This window comes from Solibacillus faecavium, assembly GCF_014836905.1.
GTDB classification, from domain to species: domain Bacteria; phylum Bacillota; class Bacilli; order Bacillales_A; family Planococcaceae; genus Solibacillus; species Solibacillus faecavium.
The window spans coordinates 49,820-66,671 of record NZ_JACSPZ010000009.1 but is presented as its reverse complement, the minus strand read 5'-3'; the positions used below and the strand labels follow the sequence as shown (position 1 = coordinate 66,671).

The 16,852-nt window shown below is 37.6% G+C and carries 14 protein-coding genes and 1 riboswitch; of the genes, 7 read left to right on the top strand and 7 right to left on the bottom strand.

What is annotated here, in order from left to right; translation table 11 throughout:
- Positions 1 to 62: 62 nt before the first annotated feature.
- Entirely contained in the window at positions 63 to 1,289 is a 1,227-nt protein-coding gene (pepT, locus tag H9635_RS15690) for a peptidase T (RefSeq protein ID WP_191701255.1), read from the bottom strand.
- A gap of 31 nt (positions 1,290 to 1,320) precedes the next feature.
- A complete protein-coding gene (locus H9635_RS15685) occupies positions 1,321 to 1,983 on the bottom strand; it encodes a lysoplasmalogenase (RefSeq protein ID WP_191701254.1) in 663 nt (220 codons plus the stop codon).
- A gap of 229 nt (positions 1,984 to 2,212) precedes the next feature.
- On the opposite strand from H9635_RS15685, the gene H9635_RS15680 reads away from it, so the two are divergent.
- Positions 2,213 to 3,889, top strand: coding sequence for a hypothetical protein (locus H9635_RS15680; RefSeq protein WP_191701253.1), 1,677 nt, complete (start codon positions 2,213 to 2,215; stop codon positions 3,887 to 3,889).
- 81 nt (positions 3,890 to 3,970) lie between these two features.
- On the opposite strand, the gene H9635_RS15675 is transcribed toward H9635_RS15680, so the two are convergent.
- The 3 genes from H9635_RS15675 to H9635_RS15665 all read right to left on the bottom strand — a co-directional run bounded on the left by H9635_RS15675 (position 3,971) and on the right by H9635_RS15665 (position 7,168).
- Positions 3,971 to 4,384, bottom strand: coding sequence for a hypothetical protein (locus H9635_RS15675; protein WP_191701252.1), 414 nt, complete (start codon positions 4,382 to 4,384; stop codon positions 3,971 to 3,973).
- A gap of 480 nt (positions 4,385 to 4,864) precedes the next feature.
- Entirely contained in the window at positions 4,865 to 5,599 is a 735-nt protein-coding gene (gene nfsA, locus H9635_RS15670) for an oxygen-insensitive NADPH nitroreductase (RefSeq protein ID WP_191701251.1), read from the bottom strand.
- Between the two features lie 87 nt (positions 5,600 to 5,686).
- The gene (locus tag H9635_RS15665; RefSeq protein ID WP_191701250.1) at positions 5,687 to 7,168 is read right to left on the bottom strand and encodes a DASS family sodium-coupled anion symporter; all 1,482 of its coding nucleotides are present in this window, start codon (positions 7,166 to 7,168) and stop codon (positions 5,687 to 5,689) included.
- Between the two features lie 356 nt (positions 7,169 to 7,524).
- Positions 7,525 to 7,639, top strand: a riboswitch (SAM riboswitch).
- A gap of 116 nt (positions 7,640 to 7,755) precedes the next feature.
- Between H9635_RS15665 and H9635_RS15660 the strand changes: the two genes are divergently transcribed.
- From H9635_RS15660 to H9635_RS15650, 3 genes are all read left to right on the top strand, one after another.
- Positions 7,756 to 9,060 carry an O-acetylhomoserine aminocarboxypropyltransferase/cysteine synthase family protein gene (locus H9635_RS15660; RefSeq protein ID WP_191701249.1) on the top strand — a complete coding sequence of 435 codons (1,305 nt, stop codon included), beginning with the start codon at positions 7,756 to 7,758 and terminating at the stop codon, positions 9,058 to 9,060.
- Positions 9,061 to 9,247: 187 nt separating this feature from the next.
- Entirely contained in the window at positions 9,248 to 9,646 is a 399-nt protein-coding gene (locus tag H9635_RS15655; RefSeq protein WP_191701248.1) for a hypothetical protein, read from the top strand.
- 228 nt (positions 9,647 to 9,874) lie between these two features.
- Entirely contained in the window at positions 9,875 to 10,861 is a 987-nt protein-coding gene (locus H9635_RS15650; RefSeq protein WP_191701247.1) for a homoserine dehydrogenase, read from the top strand.
- Between the two features lie 98 nt (positions 10,862 to 10,959).
- On the opposite strand, the gene H9635_RS15645 is transcribed toward H9635_RS15650, so the two are convergent.
- Together H9635_RS15645 and H9635_RS15640 are read right to left on the bottom strand one after the other, a co-directional pair.
- The gene (locus tag H9635_RS15645; protein ID WP_191701246.1) at positions 10,960 to 11,928 is read right to left on the bottom strand and encodes a hypothetical protein; all 969 of its coding nucleotides are present in this window, start codon (positions 11,926 to 11,928) and stop codon (positions 10,960 to 10,962) included.
- Positions 11,929 to 12,112: 184 nt separating this feature from the next.
- A complete protein-coding gene (locus H9635_RS15640; RefSeq protein ID WP_191701245.1) occupies positions 12,113 to 12,343 on the bottom strand; it encodes a DNA-binding protein in 231 nt (76 codons plus the stop codon).
- 118 nt (positions 12,344 to 12,461) lie between these two features.
- On the opposite strand from H9635_RS15640, the gene H9635_RS15635 reads away from it, so the two are divergent.
- The 3 genes from H9635_RS15635 (at position 12,462) to H9635_RS15625 (ending at position 16,727) form a co-directional block, all read left to right on the top strand.
- Positions 12,462 to 13,328 (top strand): EamA family transporter, encoded by an 867-nt coding sequence (locus tag H9635_RS15635; protein ID WP_191701244.1) that lies wholly within the window; start codon positions 12,462 to 12,464, stop codon positions 13,326 to 13,328.
- A gap of 325 nt (positions 13,329 to 13,653) precedes the next feature.
- Positions 13,654 to 14,346: a response regulator transcription factor gene (locus tag H9635_RS15630; protein ID WP_191701243.1), complete on the top strand. Its 693-nt coding sequence runs from the start codon at positions 13,654 to 13,656 to the stop codon at positions 14,344 to 14,346.
- Positions 14,347 to 14,531: 185 nt separating this feature from the next.
- A complete protein-coding gene (locus H9635_RS15625) occupies positions 14,532 to 16,727 on the top strand; it encodes a sensor histidine kinase (protein WP_191701242.1) in 2,196 nt (731 codons plus the stop codon).
- Positions 16,728 to 16,852: the final 125 nt, after the last annotated feature.

Here is a 16,852-nt window from a genome sequence, read left to right as displayed (position 1 = left end):
TTATAATTTTCCGTCTATTAAGTATATAAAAAAATGGAGCGAGTTCAATCGCTCCATTAATTTTAGTTGCGTTGTTCAAACAGCTGAACGATTTCAATAATGACTTCTGTAGCCTTTTCCATCGTTTCCGCTGATACGAATTCATATTTTCCGTGCATATTTTCTCCGCCTGCAAAAATGTTTGGCGTTGGCAAGCCCATGTATGATAGCTGAGAACCGTCTGTACCACCACGAATTGGTTCTACAATTGGAGTAATATCAAATTTAGAAAAGGCATCTTTTACGATATCGACAATTTCCATAACAGGCTCAATTTTTTCACCCATATTGTAATATTGGTCTTCAATTGCTACAGTGATTGCCTCTTTACCATACTTTGCTTGCATTTCTTGCCCTATCTTTGCCATATACGCTTTTTTCTCTTCGAATTTTGCGCGGTCATGGTCACGGATAATATATGACATCGATGATTCTTCAATGCCACCATTAAAGTGCATTAAATGAATAAAGCCTTCGTAGCCGTCTGTTTTTTCAGGAACAGCATCTTTAGGCATTTCGTTTTGGAACTCAATGGCCATTGTAATCGAGTTGACCATTTTATTTTTTGCTGATCCTGGGTGGATATTCGTACCGCGCGTCGTTACTTTTACACCAGCAGCATTAAAGCTTTCATATTGTAATTCCCCTAATGGTCCGCCGTCCATTGTATAGGCATAATCAGCGCCGAATTTTTCCACATCGAACTTATGTGGTCCACGCCCGATTTCTTCGTCAGGTGTAAAGGCAACACGAATTTTACCGTGCTTAATTTCTGGGTTTTTAACTAAGTATTCCATCGCCGTCATAATTTCCGCGATGCCGGCTTTATCATCTGCACCTAGTAATGTATTTCCATCTGTCGTAATTAATGTTTGACCTACATAGTTTTTTAAATTCGGGAAGTAGTCTGGTGCCATCACCAAGCCATTTTTCAATGTAATTGCTTCACCGTCATAGTTGTCGATACGCTGTGGCTGTACATTTGTCCCTGTATAGTCAGATGTTGTATCAACATGTGCTAAAAAGCCAAGTGTCGGAACTTCTTTATCTGTGTTTGATTCCAATGTTGCGAAAAGGTAGCCGTTTTCATCTAATGTAATCTCTGTTAAGCCAATCTCCGCTAATTCGTCCTTTAATACATTTAATAAATCAAACTGCTTCATTGTAGAAGGTGTTGTGTCTGAGTTGAAATCTGATTGTGTATCGATTTTTACATAGCGTACTAAACGTTCAATTACTTTTTCTTTCATATGAAAAAGACCCCCTATATACATATTGCTTTTATTGTACACTCTTTATTTCGGTTTTTGAACTAATTTTGAAGTATTGAGCAATGCTGAGCATTAAGAAAAACTGTGCAGCATAATAAGTGAACATGATAAGCTCATGTGCATAGGTAACTTCAAACATAAAACGGTTGATTGCTAAAATGGAATCGGACGCAATAAATAAAACTGCCCCGATAATTGCAAAGATACTCCCCGTACGAAAAGAAGTCCACCCCATTGTCAAAATGACTAAAATATATGCCGTTACCGCAATTGCCAAAACCGTGTCAACTTTTTGGAAAAGACTCCCTGCAATCCAAACCATCATGGCAGCTCCATATAAACCTAAAACAATCTTTACATAAAGCGGTGTTGTTGCCTTATTCGTAGAACGGAAGGCAAAAATATAAAAAATATGCCCCGTTAGGAAAAAGCTCAGCCCGATGATGAACCATTGCAATGTATAATCACCAATCGCGCAGAAGATTAAACCAATTAGTATAAGCCAATAATAACGTGATTTAACAGGAACTTTTGTTAAATAGGCGAGCGCAATTAATAAAATCATTGGCAACAATTTAAATACCATCTTCAACGAACTATCAATCGTCTGAAAAAGAAAAACATAATATAGACCAAGACCAAAGAACAAAATAATTAGTATTTTACGTGCCATCCATTTACCTCCTGAAATAATATTAAAAAGGGCAGAACAAGTAGAAATATCTGTAATGATCATAATTAAGCACTACACTCGTATTATAGTATATAAATCTATTTATTGAATAATTTACCAAAATAAAACATAATATTTAGCTTTTTTTAATGCTGCAACTGATTTTCCCTAATGTTTATGAATCTTTTTTTTAGCTTATTCGTAAAGAGTACAGAGAGAGGTGAGTAATATGGGACAGTTATTGCTAATAACGGCAATTGGTTCACTTTTAATAACATTACTTTTAGTACCGCTAACAAAAAAAGTTAAGAATGATGAACTATCAACAAAAACATTTTCCATACTAGCAATCACAACATTTGTTTTAAGTTTTATTTCAGTGTTTTTAACGGTTTATATATCTAAAATTGATCTGAGCTGGACAATATTTTTATATGTATTACCCGTAGTGGCGATTGCAGGCGCAATAATTGCAGTCGGTGTTGAACAAAAAATAAAATCAGCCATCGTGCTCGTTGGAATAATCGGAATAGGTTATTTAGTAAGTGCGCCGTTTTTTAACGCTGATGAGAAATTTGAATCGGCTCAAATGAAAGAGCAAACCGAAATTTCGCCGTTCGATGAGACGAAAACACCGGCAAGTGTACCACCGCAATTCGTTAGAAACAAAATGAAAAAAGCATTTGGTCAAGTACCAAACACAAGCTATTATGAATTAGGAAGCTTACAAATTCAAAAAGTAAATGATAAATATGTGTATATCGCACCTGTAGAATTTTCCGGTGTATTTAAATGGTTCAATGGAAAAACGACACCAGGTTATTTCACAATGAGTGCGACAGATTCTAGTGATAATCCGAAATTTATTAAATCGGAAATGAGCTATGTTCCATCGGCATACTTCAATAAAAATCTGGAACGCCACATTCGATTAAATTATCCAACGTTGATTTTTTACGGTGATCCACAATTGGAAATCGACGAAGATGGTCATCCTTATTACATTCGATCATTCGGGGAATTTATTTCTGCGCGTAACGGCTTTGATGTAAAAGGTATTGTACTTGTCGATGCAAAAACAGGTCAATCTGAAAGGATTGCAACAGCAGACGTTCCGGAATTCATTGATGGGGCAGTATCTCCAGAGACAGTAAGCTTGCAGAACAGTTACTACGGAAACTATGTGCACGGTTTTTGGAATAGTCTCGTCGGTAAAAAGGATGTAAAATTACCGAGTGATGAAGGTACTGAAGCAAATGTAAGCCCAATCTTTATGGAAGATGGAGAAATGTATTATTTTACTGATTTCACTAGCCCTAAAGAGGGTGTTGATTCAATGCTTGGCTATGCATTGACGCATGCAAGTACAGGTGAAGCAACTTATTATACAGGGAATTTGGAAGAGTCCTACATGGATTCGCGAGGGGCTCTTGATATAATTGAGAAAAAATTCATCGAAAAAGAATGGAACGGTGAAATGCCGATTCTTTATAACTTTTACGGGGAAGCAAGCTGGCTATCGGCTGTTTTAGATGCAAATGGCTTTTTACAGAACTATTTCATCGTTTCCGCGGCTAATCCGGAAATTTCAGCTTTCGGTACGACACCTAATGAAGCGCTAAGACTATATAAAACAGCACTCAGCAGGGGTGGAAGTACGGTGGATGGCTCTTCGAATGCCGAGGAAGCACAGTTGGCATCAGAAGTTGTCCGTGTTTATAAAGAACGTGTAGGGGATTTCACTATTGTGACGTTCTTAACGACAACTGGGGAAAACTTCATTGTAAGTTCAGAAACAGCACCTTTTGCAATCTACTTGCAGGAAGGCGATAAAGTAGTGCTGACATATGCAAAAACAGGGGAAGATTTCCAATCTGTAAAAGCACTGCAGATTGTAGGATTATAATAAAAATAAAGGAGCATACCGTAATTTCGGCATCGCTCCTTTATTTTTTAGTGGAATTTGTTTTTTGAAAACCTACTGTTTCTAATACTCCTGAATAAACTGCACTATTTTTTTATAACGTTCTTCAATATGACTATCTGAATAAAGTGTAATTGAAAGGAATTTATCGTGTTGTTCTTTTAAAATTTCACGCTCTTTTGCAAATTTCTCTGCTTGTTCGCGTTCGAGAATGTAATTTAAGTGGAAAATTTGCAATAGCGCCACTTCTGGATCTTCCAAATTGCAAACAAACTTAATCTGCCAAATATGTGTATAGGAAATATATTGATTGACATAAGCTGTGATTGCTTCATATTTTTCTTTATTAATATGTGATGCAATATGATTGTGGACATCTCTTAGTGCAGTGTTAATATCGATTATTTGCAACAAATGTTTGCGCACTGTTTTTAAATGTTGACGTTCCAAGGATTTTGCTACAAAACTAGGGGTCATTTTAATTCCTCCCTTTTACTACTGCTGTAACAATATTTTAACAAAACATAATAAAAAAATCTTAGGTATTAAAGATCGAATTAACTACAGCAATAAAATTAATTACCATTATTCTTATATAGAAAGAACTAACATCAAAAATTCCTCTAGTATAATAGGATCCAGTGATAACGTTGGAGAAAAATAAAAAGGGGCTGGGACAAAAGTAGAAATTTCTTTGTATAAGGGAAATATTCTTATTAAGGAATTGATATTATATGAATTGATTGGAGTGAAGGGGCGACTCCTGGGGGAACAGCAAAATTTATTTTGCGACGAGTAACCGCAGGAGCACCGACGCCTGAGACGATCGTGTAAGGCCGTGCCCCCTGAAAGCGTCCCCGTAACGGAAATCAATTCTGGCAGAAGCAGAAAAACATCTATTTTTTCTTTGGAAAAATAGATGTTTTTCATTTTATCCCAGCCTCTTTAGATATTCCTTTATTTCCAGTTAAATCCTTTAGAAGCTAGGAAATCTTTCATATGAGGCCGCTTTTGTTCGATTAAAAAGTCTGCCATTTGCTTTGTCCATGTAGCCATTTTTTGATTAGAAGAACGGCTTGCATAGTAGCTTTCCATCGTTGCATCGTATTCATCTAGAAGAGCGTCATACTTTTCAACGTTGTAGCTGTTTTCATGCAACACGGCATCTACTGGTAAACGCGGTTTTGTTTCGTTTCGTTTTGTAGGTGTCCCGATTGTCATAGCGAATAGCGGAAATACATTTTCCGGCAAGTTGAACAGATCGCTGATTTCCTTTGGATTTGTACGTGCACCGCCAATATAGCAAATACCATAGCCCATTGCTTCTGCTGCCACAACGAAGTTTTGAGCAAATAGTGAAACGTCTGCAACACCTACAAGCACGTTTTCTGCTGAGTCTGTGACAATGTTAACATCATGCTTTTGGCCAGCCGCTTGTAATCGCTTGAAGTCTACGCAAAATAAAAATGAGGCACCAGCTGTTTGGAATTGGAATTCGTTTTTGGATAGCTCACCTAGTTTTGCTTTCTTTTCATCATCCGTTACCCATATAACACTATATGCTTGGACAAAGTGCGAGCTTGCTGCCATTTGAGCAGTCTCAATTAAATCAATGACTGTATCTTTTGAAATTACTTCACCTGTATATTTACGAACAGATGAGTGACTACGTAACAATTCTCTCGTTTCCACATGAACATCTCCCTTTGTATGTAATAGAAAAAGCTTAAAGGAATGATCCTTTAAGCTTATTCTAGTCAATTTTTTACTTGAAGTCGATTATAATAGTCCAATCCATTTCCAGTACGTTGCACTTAGAAGAAGTATTAAAATATAACCAACGATTGTTAGCGGAATACCTGACTTCAAAAAATCCTTTGTTGTAAATGCGCCTGTACCGTAAGCAAGCATGTTTTGCGGTGCGCTTACTGGTAATAGGAATCCGAAGCAAATAACAAATTGCTGGATTAGTACAAAACCAATTTGATTTTCTAAAGGCATCGGTAAACTAATGGCCAATGCGATAAATACGGGAATCAAGGCAGAAGCCAAGCTTGTCGCAGATGCAAAACCTAAATGAATGACAATATTGAAAACAGTAACTAATGCTATGGTAGCTATAATAGGCATCGTCTCTAAGCCAAGTGAGCCGAAAATCGTATTAGACAGCCAGGCTGCACCTTTTGTACCCAAAAGAGTCGTTCCAAGTGAAATACCGACTGCAAAAACAATCAATGTACCCCAGTCAATACGGCTAGAAGCTTCTTTCCAATTAAATACTCCAAGTTTAGGTGTCAATAAAAAGGCAATAGCTAAAATGGTAATCGTTGTCGTATCAAATGGATGCAATTTTCCTTCTGTTGACCAGAAGAATAATAGTAAAACAGAAGTGATGATTAAAGTAATTTCTTTGTGTTTTAAAGGACCAAGATCTTGCAATTGCTTACGGATAATTTCTTTTCCGCCAGCTATATTATCCGTTTCGGGTTTGATTAATTTAATCATAACAAAGAATAATACGAAGGACATGATGACTGAAAACGGCGCGGCATACATAAACCACTTGCCCCAAGAAATATCGACTCCAAATTCAGAGTTAATAAAACCAAGTGCTACTAAGTTTTGCGCTGCAGCAGTTTTAATCCCCACATTCCAAATTGAAACAGCTTGGGTAGCGGTAATAACTAACAACGCTGCAAGTCTACTTTCTTTAGATAATCCAAAAGCCGCAACAACCCCTAATAGAATAGGGACAACTGCACCAGCACGAGCAGTCGCGCTTGGTACAACAAAAGCTAATACAATTGCTACTAAAATAGCCCCTACTACTAATGCTTTCGTTTTTGTTCCAACTAATGATAAAACCCACAGTGCAATACGCTTATGAAGGTTCGTTATTTGCATGGCAGCTGCTAAAAATAATGCAGCCCCGACTAACGCAACCGAGGAACTACTAAATCCACCTAACGCTAATTTTAACGCTTCTTTAGTGCCCATTTGTACGGAAGGATCTTCCATACTCGGAGCCAAACCTAATAAAACAGCGATGGCAGCTAATATCATTGCAGAACTAACCGGATAGGCTACCGCTTCGGTTACCCATAATATAACGGCAAATGCTAAAATAGCTAATGCTCGTTGTCCAACAACGGGAAGATCTCCACCACTATTTGGAAGTAAAACAATGGTAATGAGTGCTGCAAACGCTAAAACTATCCATAATGGTTTTAAATTTCGTTTACTTGTCGCTTCTGTTGCCATACTTAACGCCTCACTTCGTTTAAAGTTTTAGTTAAATAATAAATTAATAAGACAAAATATACCCATTCTTCTAAAAGTAAAATATATTCTTTATTTCCAATTGCAAGGGAAATCCCTTAACAATTATGATTATAGCACTTCCAAAAAATGATACATGTTAATATTTGGTGAATAAATATATTGAGAAAAATTTTGTTTTAAGCAGAAATTGTATAGAATAGTATAATAATTTTAGTGTGGGAAGATAAAATATTTTTATGAATTAATTTAAAATCAGAAAATTTTAATTTTTCGGTTGACTTATAGAATTACTCTGCTTTATACTGAGAATCAACGATGGAACATAAATCACATATCTCTTATCAAGAGCGGCGGAGGGAATAGGCCCTGAGATGCCCGGCAACCAGTAAGTGATGAACTGACTAAGGTGCTAAATCCTACAAAATGGACAATCATTTTGAAAGATAAGAGGAGGCAAACTTGCTCATGCGCAACCCTCTTCTTAACTGAAGAGGGTTTTTTTCATTTAAAAAATCCTCCTCAAAAACACCGATTTCACCATCGAATAATTTTAGGAGGTTATTAGAGTGACGAATTTAAGACCAGAAACTTTATTATTGCACGGGGGGCAAAAGCCAGATCCTGTAACGGGGGCGATTGCAGTTCCTGTATATCGTACAACTGCCTATGCATTCAATGACACTGCTCATGCGCAACGTCTATTTGCATTACAGGAAACTGGCAATATTTATTCTCGTATTATGAATCCTACAGTGGGGGCATTTGAAGAACGGGTTGCTTTACTTGAGGGGGGCACAGCTGCAGTAGGGCTTTCATCTGGCGCAGCAGCAGTGGCATTCTCCATTTTAAATGTAGCCGGTGCAGGAGATGAAATTGTTGCTGCTGGTTCTCTGTACGGAGGAACATACAATTTATTCGCAACTACATTGCCTCGCTACGGCATTACAGTAAAATTTGTGGATGAATCAGATCCTGCAAACTTCCAAGCGGCGATTACTGATAAAACGAAGGCGATCTTCGCTGAAATAATCGGAAATCCAAGCTTGAAAGTACTCGATATTGAAGCAGTAGCAAACATCGCTCATGACAATGGTCTTCCGTTATTAATAGACAGCACATTTGCTTCCCCATATGGAAGTAATCCGATTGAATTCGGCGCGGATGTTGTCATTCATTCTGCAACAAAATGGATTGGCGGTCATGGAACGACGATCGGTGGGATTGTCGTTGATGCTGGAAAGTTTGACTGGACACAAGGAAGACATCCAGGATTTACAGAACCGGATACTTCTTACCATGGTCTACGCTACGGAATTGACACAGCAGGCGCTGCATTTGCGACAAAGCTTCGTGTTCAACTATTGCGTGATTTTGGTCCAACATTATCTGCTGACGCGGCATTTAATTTCCTACAAGGACTAGAAACGCTTCATTTGCGTATTGTCCGTCACAATGAAAACACACAAAAAGTTGCCGAGTATTTAAGAAACCACCCATTTGTGGAATACGTAAATTACAACGGTTTTGAAGATTTTGAGACACATGATTTGGCGAAAAAATATTTGAAAAACGGCTTCGGATCAATCATTACGTTCGGCATTAAAGGTGGACGTGAAGCAGGGCGCCAAGTAATTGATAACGTGGAATTATTCTCGCATGTAGCAAACGTTGGGGATGCTCGTTCATTAATTATCCATCCTGCGAGCACAACGCACCAACAGTTATCTGCTGAAGAATTAAAAACTGCCGGCGTATCGGAAGAGCTCATTCGCTTATCGATCGGGTTAGAAGCAGCAGAAGATATTATCGCGGATTTAGAACAGGCATTAGCGAAAGTTGCGGCTGAAGTAGGCGCAGAGACAAACGTATAAAACTTAAAAAAAGCTTAGCTTTTCCCATTCGAGAAGCTAAGCAATTTTTAGAAAATTAATTCCTACTAATTATATAAGTTTTATTGACAAAGTTAATACCTAGTAATACAATTGGAATAATAAAACTACCAACCAAAATATTTGAAATAATGTTGCAGCATTATTGAAGGAAAAGGAGTTGTTCGACATGGGGAAAGTATACAGTGCACAAAATGTAGCAGCCTACATTATTTATGAATTAAACGAAGTAAAGGAATATGTAAATGCTTGTGCAATTCAGCAAATTTTAGCGGATGTAAATGTCATGTGGCAAAAGGTTTTTGGGCATAGTGCTTTCTCGGAACAAACTCACAATCTGGAAACAACAGGCTATGTCATAAAGGAAGTTGCTGAGGAGTATAACGTTCATGGAAGTGCGCATATTTTAACTCCAGCACGCGAATGGTTTTTAAAATATGGTGAGTTCCAGTTAGTGCAACGCCCATATGCGGTGCCAAACTACTCCGTAAAAGAAGAACTTGTTATGACAAAAATTTTAAATGCGCATCGTTTACGCGTATATAATTCTGTAAATGTAGCAGTATAAAATAACTTTAAACACTAGCCGGAGAATTTCTGCTAGTGTTTTTGTTTACCCGATTTAGCTATTAAACAATAGAATTTAAATGAAATTTGACCGTTTACAGTAAACAAATGTCCTTCTAGGAGAGATTCTCCTTGTTTTCATGTATTATATAGGATAGAATTTCTTTAAGATAAATTATTTGAATTATTCGTCAATATATATGTGTTAAGAATTTGGAGGAGAAAGGCAATGGCAACAATCAAGGCAGCGATCTTAGGATTTGGCACAGTAGGTCAGGGAATTTACCATATTTTAAATGAGAAGAGGCAGGAGCTTCGCGAAAAGCTGGGGGTAGAACTGGAGGTCGCGAAGATTTTAGTAACCGATGCAAGCCGTGAGCGTGTACCGGGAACAAAGCATTTAATGACAGAGTCAATGGATGACGTACTGGCGGAGAGTGACCTGCAAGTAGTATTTGAAGCGATTGTAAATGAAGAACCTGCATTCACATACTTAAAACGTGCTGTTGAGGCGAAATGCCATGTCATTACAGCGAATAAAGTGATGCTTGCGAAACGGGGCGAAGAACTCGAAGCATTAGCAAAGTTAAATGGTGTATTTATCGGCTTTGAGGCAACCGTAGCAGGTGGTGTGCCTATTATAAAAACGATGAAAAACATTCTGCTTGTAAATGAAGTTAGATGTGTACAGGGAATTTTAAATGGAACGACAAACTACATCTTAACTAAAATGCGTGCAGAGGGCTGGAGTTTTGATCAGGCGCTAAAAGAGGCGCAGCAATTAGGCTATGCAGAAGCAGATCCATTTAATGATATTTCGGGTCAAGATGCCTTTAAAAAGCTGATGATTTTATCAAGCTTAGCATTTGGAGAACAACCAAACTGGGCAGATGTAGATGTGATTGGCATTGATACAATATCAGCAGAGCAAGTAGCCGATGCGAAAGCGCAAGGGCTACGCTACCGTCATGTGGCAGAAGTTGAAAAGCTGGAAGATGGTACAATTCATGCAAAAGTTGCACCGCTATTAGTAAATAATGAACATCCACTTTATCCGGTGGATGATGTCTTTAATGCCGTAACGATGGAAACAGACTATATCGGCACATTATCCGTAATCGGACCAGGAGCAGGTATGTATCCGACAGCAAGCGTTATGGTAGAAGATTATGCGGAGATTATTGGCAAACGGGCAGGTTTTACAGTAACAATTTAACAAGAGAGAAGCTATCTCACTTAATGAATTAAATATTATCCATGAAGTATAAGACACCATTGTTCCTCTTTAGAAACAATGGTGTCTTTAGGTTGCTGTTACGAACTCTGCTGTACATTAAGGGTAGAATCAAATTTTTGAAACAGGTCTCTAACAGATGGGTGTAGTTGATTGTTTTCTTCTATAATTAACTCTTGTATCTCACTCTCTTTTATCATCCTATAAATCGTTTTTAACTGATCCACTTGAACGGCTGTTGGTGAGTCGATAATCATTTCGTTAAGGAAGGTAATGGGACCGTTTAAAGAAACATTTAGTTCAGGATTCAGGGTAAAGGCTAGCTCGAACAGATGTTGAGTATTTCTAATTTCCTGTAAGACCGGCTCTATGATATACCATCTCTCCTGAGAATCCTGAAGGGTATTTTCACTGGCTTCTTGTATTGGGACCGTTTTCTCAAAGGCTATTTCCATAAGTTCATAAGCGTCTTTAAAAAGAGCATAGGAAGCGGGTTGATTATAATAATCGTTCATATTCTCTTTTTTATAAAAGGTTTCCTTTTGAAATCCCTTTACCTTTTGATCGTAAGTGAATTTTTGGATAATTATACTAGCGTGCTGCGTCATATGCATCACAATTCCCGGCTTTCCATCAAAAGTTGCGGTACTAAAATCCAGGGAGCCTAGTTGAATATAATCATCAAATAGCGGATAAGAATTTTCACCATCCTTCACTACTAACAACCAGTTCTGGCCATCGTCCCAAGCGAATAAACCATTTTCCATTTTTCCTGCATTTACGTACAATTCAATAATTTCCTCTTCACCATCTTCATCGATATCTAAGCTTTTTTTCTTATAAAGAGTCTGAGGATATTTTTCGATATTTTTTACTGAAATAGTTGAATAATCACTGTTTGCTTGTTTTATGAGAGCCTCATTTTCTAGTGATATCTGTTCCATTTGTTTTTTTAACTCATTTATCTCTTTAGTCTGATCTGTATTTGATTGAGTGCACCCGCTCAGTATACCTGCAAAGCATATTGTTCCTAATAAAAACGTTCTCATTACAATCCTCCCTCTAGAGCTTTTTAAATGTAAATTAGAATTCCACATGGTTACTTTATGTAAATAATACTTAATATTAACATAAATTGGTTAAGTGAGCTTCTTAGAATTAGATAAATTAAATCACAAAAAGGCGTGACTATATTATCACGCCTTCTTCGAAGAGTAGATTTTGCAATTTTCTTTAGTCCTCATCCTTAATATCCACATCTTCTGGGATAGGAGTGTTTTTCCAAATTTCGATTTCTTCTTTAATTCGCTCAAGTTGCTGATGGTACGTTTCAAATTGTGCACTGTTAATTAAAAAGTTTTCACCATCATGCACTGCTTTAATACGACCAGCATAAATGTACTGTAGAATCTGGTGCTCCGACATGCCTATATCATTTGCAGTTTGTTCCACTGATTTATACATCATGATGCCTCCTTTTAATTTTGGGTTAACTCTATTATAAATATAATTTAGATAAAGTTCATCTCGATTGGCTGTTCAACGTATGATAGCATAATGGTTATAAAAGCGGGGTGTAATAGTGAATATTTTACCGTACATATTTGTTTTATTGGCTGCGATGCTTTGGGGCACAGTCGGTACGACACAAACATTTTTAACAGAAGGTATTTCCTCATTCGCAGTTGCTGGTATTCGTTCGGCAATTGGCGGGGGAGTTTTACTAATCGCAGTTATCCTCATGCGAAAAATTTCGTTTCGTCAATGGTCATGGAAGTGGACTATTCTGGCTGCGATTGCAATTGCTTTATTCCAAAGCTTATTTTTCACATCTGTCCGTTTTACAGGTGTGGCGGTAGGGACAGTTGTGACAATAGGAAGTTCACCGGTATTTGCAGGAATAATTGAATGGGTCTTTTGGAAAGTACGCCCAACACTTGTCTGGGCAGTTGCCACCGTGTTGGCGATTGTCGGCTGCTTACTGTTGTTTATGAATCAGGGAGATACAACGATAAACCCTGTTGGAATTGCATTGGCACTGGCAGCGGGCTTCATGTTTGCCCTGTATACGAATGTAAGTAAGCAGTTGATGAAACGCGAGGAAACGTTACCAGCGGTTGCGATGACCTTTACACTTTGCGCATTATTTTTATTGCCATTGGCAGTGAAGGATGGTTTCAGTTGGGTAACAGAAGGCGTGAATCTTTGGGCAATGCTATTTATGGCGCTTGCTGCAACGAGTTTGGCGTACATATTATTTTTGGGCGGATTAAAGAAAATCAGCTCGTCCGCTGCAGTGACATTAAGTTTGGCTGAACCTTTAACAGCAGCATTACTTGGCGTATTTTTAGTTGGCGAGCATTTAACATTTGTAGCTTGGATTGGCGTTGGTTTATTATTAGGTGGAATTGTAGTATTAACAATAGGTGCAAAAAAAGCTGCTTCATAGGAGGTAGCTTTTTTTTTGAAAAGATTTGGTATTTTGGATAAATCCTAGACCCCATAATTTTATTAGCCGATGCTGTGCCGAAAGTAGAAAGTTCCCGATGGAAAGTGGAACCTTTTAAATGAAAAGTAGAACCTTTAGCAGTGAATGTAGAATGAATCACGAATAAAGTAGACCCGGTAATTTTATTAGCCGGTGCTGTGTCGAAAGTAGAATCACTTTTAATGTAAATAAGAAATCTTAAGAAATTCTTCAGATTTTGAGTAGGTAGATGTTAAGAAGTTCCATTTATTATAAAGTTATAAGAAAAAGTTGTGAGGTGAGCAGGATGGATCAACTGACGGTTCTCGTGACTGATGACGATCAGGACATACGGGACGGCATAGAAATTTATTTGAAAAATGAAGGATATAGGGTGTTGAAGGCAGCAGACGGGAATGAGGCAATCGAGCTGCTGAAGCAAAATGAAGTGCATTGTATTATTTTGGACGTGATGATGCCGAATATGGATGGAATAACCGCAACGTTCAAAATTCGGGCAGAGCGTAATATTCCAATTATTATGCTTAGTGCAAAGGCGGAACAGACAGATAAAATTCACGGCCTTTCAGTTGGGGCAGATGATTATATTACGAAACCTTTCCACCCACTTGAATTGTTGGCACGTGTAAAATCTCAGCTTCGACGCTATGTCAATTTCGGAACACTTGGACTTGGGGAAGCAACTCCACTAGTTGAAGGACTTGAACTTGATGCGGCAGCTAGGGAAGTAAGAGTCGACGGGGAGCCTGTCAAACTAACACCGACCGAGTATAAAATTACCGAGCTATTATTAAAAAATGCAGGACGTGTTTTTTCAATTGGTGAAATTTATGAAATGGTTTGGAATGAACCTGCATACAACGCTGAAAATATTGTAGCAGTCCATATCCGTAAAATCCGCGAGAAAATTGAAGCTGATCCTAAAAATCCCCGCTATTTAAAAGTTGTATGGGGCTTAGGGTATAAAATTGAAAAGTAAAGTTTTTACTTGGATGGGGGCAATGAGCGCGGTAGTCGGATTTTATTATCTCGGAACGTACTTTATTGATTATTTTACAGGGCGATTTGTCCCGTTAGTTAAACAGATTTTATATTTTTTATCAATATAAAAAGAGCATTTGCTGCATGATGGGTAGATGTTCATTCCATTAGGAGGAATAACGAATGAAGAACAATAAAATTTACCTCCAACTTTTTCTTATGTTTGTGGTGGCGACCGCAGTCATTTTAATTTTTACAAGTGGTAGTAGTTATTTGGGGAAAACATTTAATGAATCACAAGATTTTAAGCGTGATTCGGAACGATTAGTATCCGAGCTTTCACAGAACTTATTTAATGTACCGACAGAACAAGATTTTGAAGGAGCCTTAACCGTTTCGGAAGAAGAAATCCATAGTTATCGTACACATTATGGTTCCCTGGCGGAGCAAATTCAAAATATTAAAGAGCAATATAAAGGTGACATAGAGGTAGCACAAGATTCGGATGTTATTGAAGCAATTGAGCAAGAGCGTGATGCAAAAATCGAGGATATAAAGAAAAATTTCGAAGATGATGATTATGTAAAGGCAAAAATAATCGCAATAAAGAAAAAAGCGATCCAAGAAGAACTGAAACAGATTAACAGTGAAAGAAAAAATACATTAAGTCGATTTAATTACTTCGCTTACGAATTTACAGATGAAAAAACGGGAGAAGTTTACCGCAATGGCGATGTTGAGGAGCAGGCAGTCTTTGAGAATACGTTTAATAATGTAGGAAAAGACTTCAATGGTAATTATACAATTCATTTTTCTGACCATGATAATCTAGGAATTATTAGAGACAGTTATACGCTTGACCGGGATTTAAAAAGTATTTCGGGTGTTGTGACGGTTCCAAAATCCTGGTTTGATAACTCTTATTTAGGAACAGACAAGAAAGCATTTAATGTTACGAAATATGTATATTATGGAATTGTTCTTGCAGGAATTATTAGCTTTGTATTATTAATGACTTATTTAGAACCAACGCGGGAGCTATTCAACCGGAAATTCCCACTGCGTGAACAATTTGAACGCTTACCGATTGATATTCGTATTGTGGCAACGATTATTGTCGCTAACTTCGCAATTATATCTAGTGAAATGTTTAGAAGGTCTATTCGAACACAAATTAATAATTATATAGTTGGTCATTATAGTCAGATTTTTGATCTATTCGTCACAGGAATTATTAGTTTTGCTCTTATTACGGCAGTTATTTTTATGATAGTTTCAATTTTAGAAAGTTTAAAGGGGCAACGAGATTTAGAAAAAATTTGGCCTCAAACATTTATTTCACAATTAGTAGACGCTGCCAAATCGATGTTTGATAATCGCTCTGTAGGGATGCAGTCACTAATATTACTATTTGTAGTGTTCCTCGGAGGGTTTGGACTTGCAGTTGTGATGGCAACAGCAGACGCAGGAGTTTTCCTGTTTTATATGTTCTTATTTGTAGTATTCTTCATGCCAACACTTTATATTTTCATGCGTCGTATGGGCTACCTAAACCGTATTATGAAGCATACAGAAGATATGGCAAACGGCCGTTTAACAAAAGACCTGAAAGTGAAGGGGAAATCTCCTTTAGCGAAACATGCACAAAATTTAAACGGGCTGCGTGAAGGCGTTCGTACTAGTCTGAATGAGCAGGCTAAAAGTGAACAAATGAAAACAGAACTAATAACAAATGTAAGTCATGATTTGCGTACACCGTTAACGTCAATTATTACGTATACGGATTTACTGAAAAATCCATCGATTAGCGAGGAAGAACGCACTAAGTATATTGGGATTTTAGATGCAAAATCGAATCGTTTAAAAACATTGATAGAAGATTTGTTTGAAGTATCGAAAATGGCGAGTGGCAATATAGAAATCTCCAAGCAGCGCATCGATTTAGCCCAACTGTTGCAGCAGGCGGCTGGTGAGCATGGGGAAGATTTCGCGGCGGCAAATTTAGATTTACGAGTAAATATTTCAGAGCAACCAATATATGCTTATGTAGATGGGCAGAAATGGTGGCGAGTAATCGATAATTTAATCGTCAATGCTCGTAAGTATTCATTAGAAGGCACGCGTGTTTATGTGAACTTAAAATTAGTTGACGGAAACGCAGAGTTAGCGGTTAAAAATGTTGCAAAGTATGAGCTATATGAAGAGGCATCACAATTAATTGAACGCTTTAAACGTGCAGATACGTCGCGTCATACAGAAGGCTCTGGGCTAGGCCTTGCGATTGCACAGTCCATTGTTGATCTTCATGGTGGGCAATTGGAAATAGCAGTAGACGGAGATCTTTTTAAAGTAACAGTGAGTGTTCGTACAGAAAAATAAGCAGAAGAAACTGCAGTAAGGGGATGACCCTTGCTGCAGTTTTTTCCTGTAGGAGAAATAGTTGGGTTATAATAGTATGGATATAAAAGCATATTAAAGGGATATTGAAGATGACTAAATCTATT

Coding starts and splice junctions, on each gene's coding strand:
- pepT (WP_191701255.1), bottom strand. CDS start 1,289: ATGAAAGAAAAAGTAATTGAACGTTTAGTACGCTATGTAAAAATCGAT.
- H9635_RS15680 (WP_191701253.1), top strand. CDS start 2,213: ATGGGACAGTTATTGCTAATAACGGCAATTGGTTCACTTTTAATAACA.
- H9635_RS15640 (WP_191701245.1), bottom strand. CDS start 12,343: ATGTATAAATCAGTGGAACAAACTGCAAATGATATAGGCATGTCGGAG.
- H9635_RS15625 (WP_191701242.1), top strand. CDS start 14,532: ATGAAGAACAATAAAATTTACCTCCAACTTTTTCTTATGTTTGTGGTG.
- H9635_RS15685 (WP_191701254.1), bottom strand. CDS start 1,983: ATGGCACGTAAAATACTAATTATTTTGTTCTTTGGTCTTGGTCTATAT.
- H9635_RS15665 (WP_191701250.1), bottom strand. CDS start 7,168: ATGGCAACAGAAGCGACAAGTAAACGAAATTTAAAACCATTATGGATA.
- H9635_RS15645 (WP_191701246.1), bottom strand. CDS start 11,928: ATGAGAACGTTTTTATTAGGAACAATATGCTTTGCAGGTATACTGAGC.
- H9635_RS15675 (WP_191701252.1), bottom strand. CDS start 4,384: ATGACCCCTAGTTTTGTAGCAAAATCCTTGGAACGTCAACATTTAAAA.
- H9635_RS15630 (WP_191701243.1), top strand. CDS start 13,654: ATGGATCAACTGACGGTTCTCGTGACTGATGACGATCAGGACATACGG.
- H9635_RS15650 (WP_191701247.1), top strand. CDS start 9,875: ATGGCAACAATCAAGGCAGCGATCTTAGGATTTGGCACAGTAGGTCAG.
- H9635_RS15655 (WP_191701248.1), top strand. CDS start 9,248: ATGGGGAAAGTATACAGTGCACAAAATGTAGCAGCCTACATTATTTAT.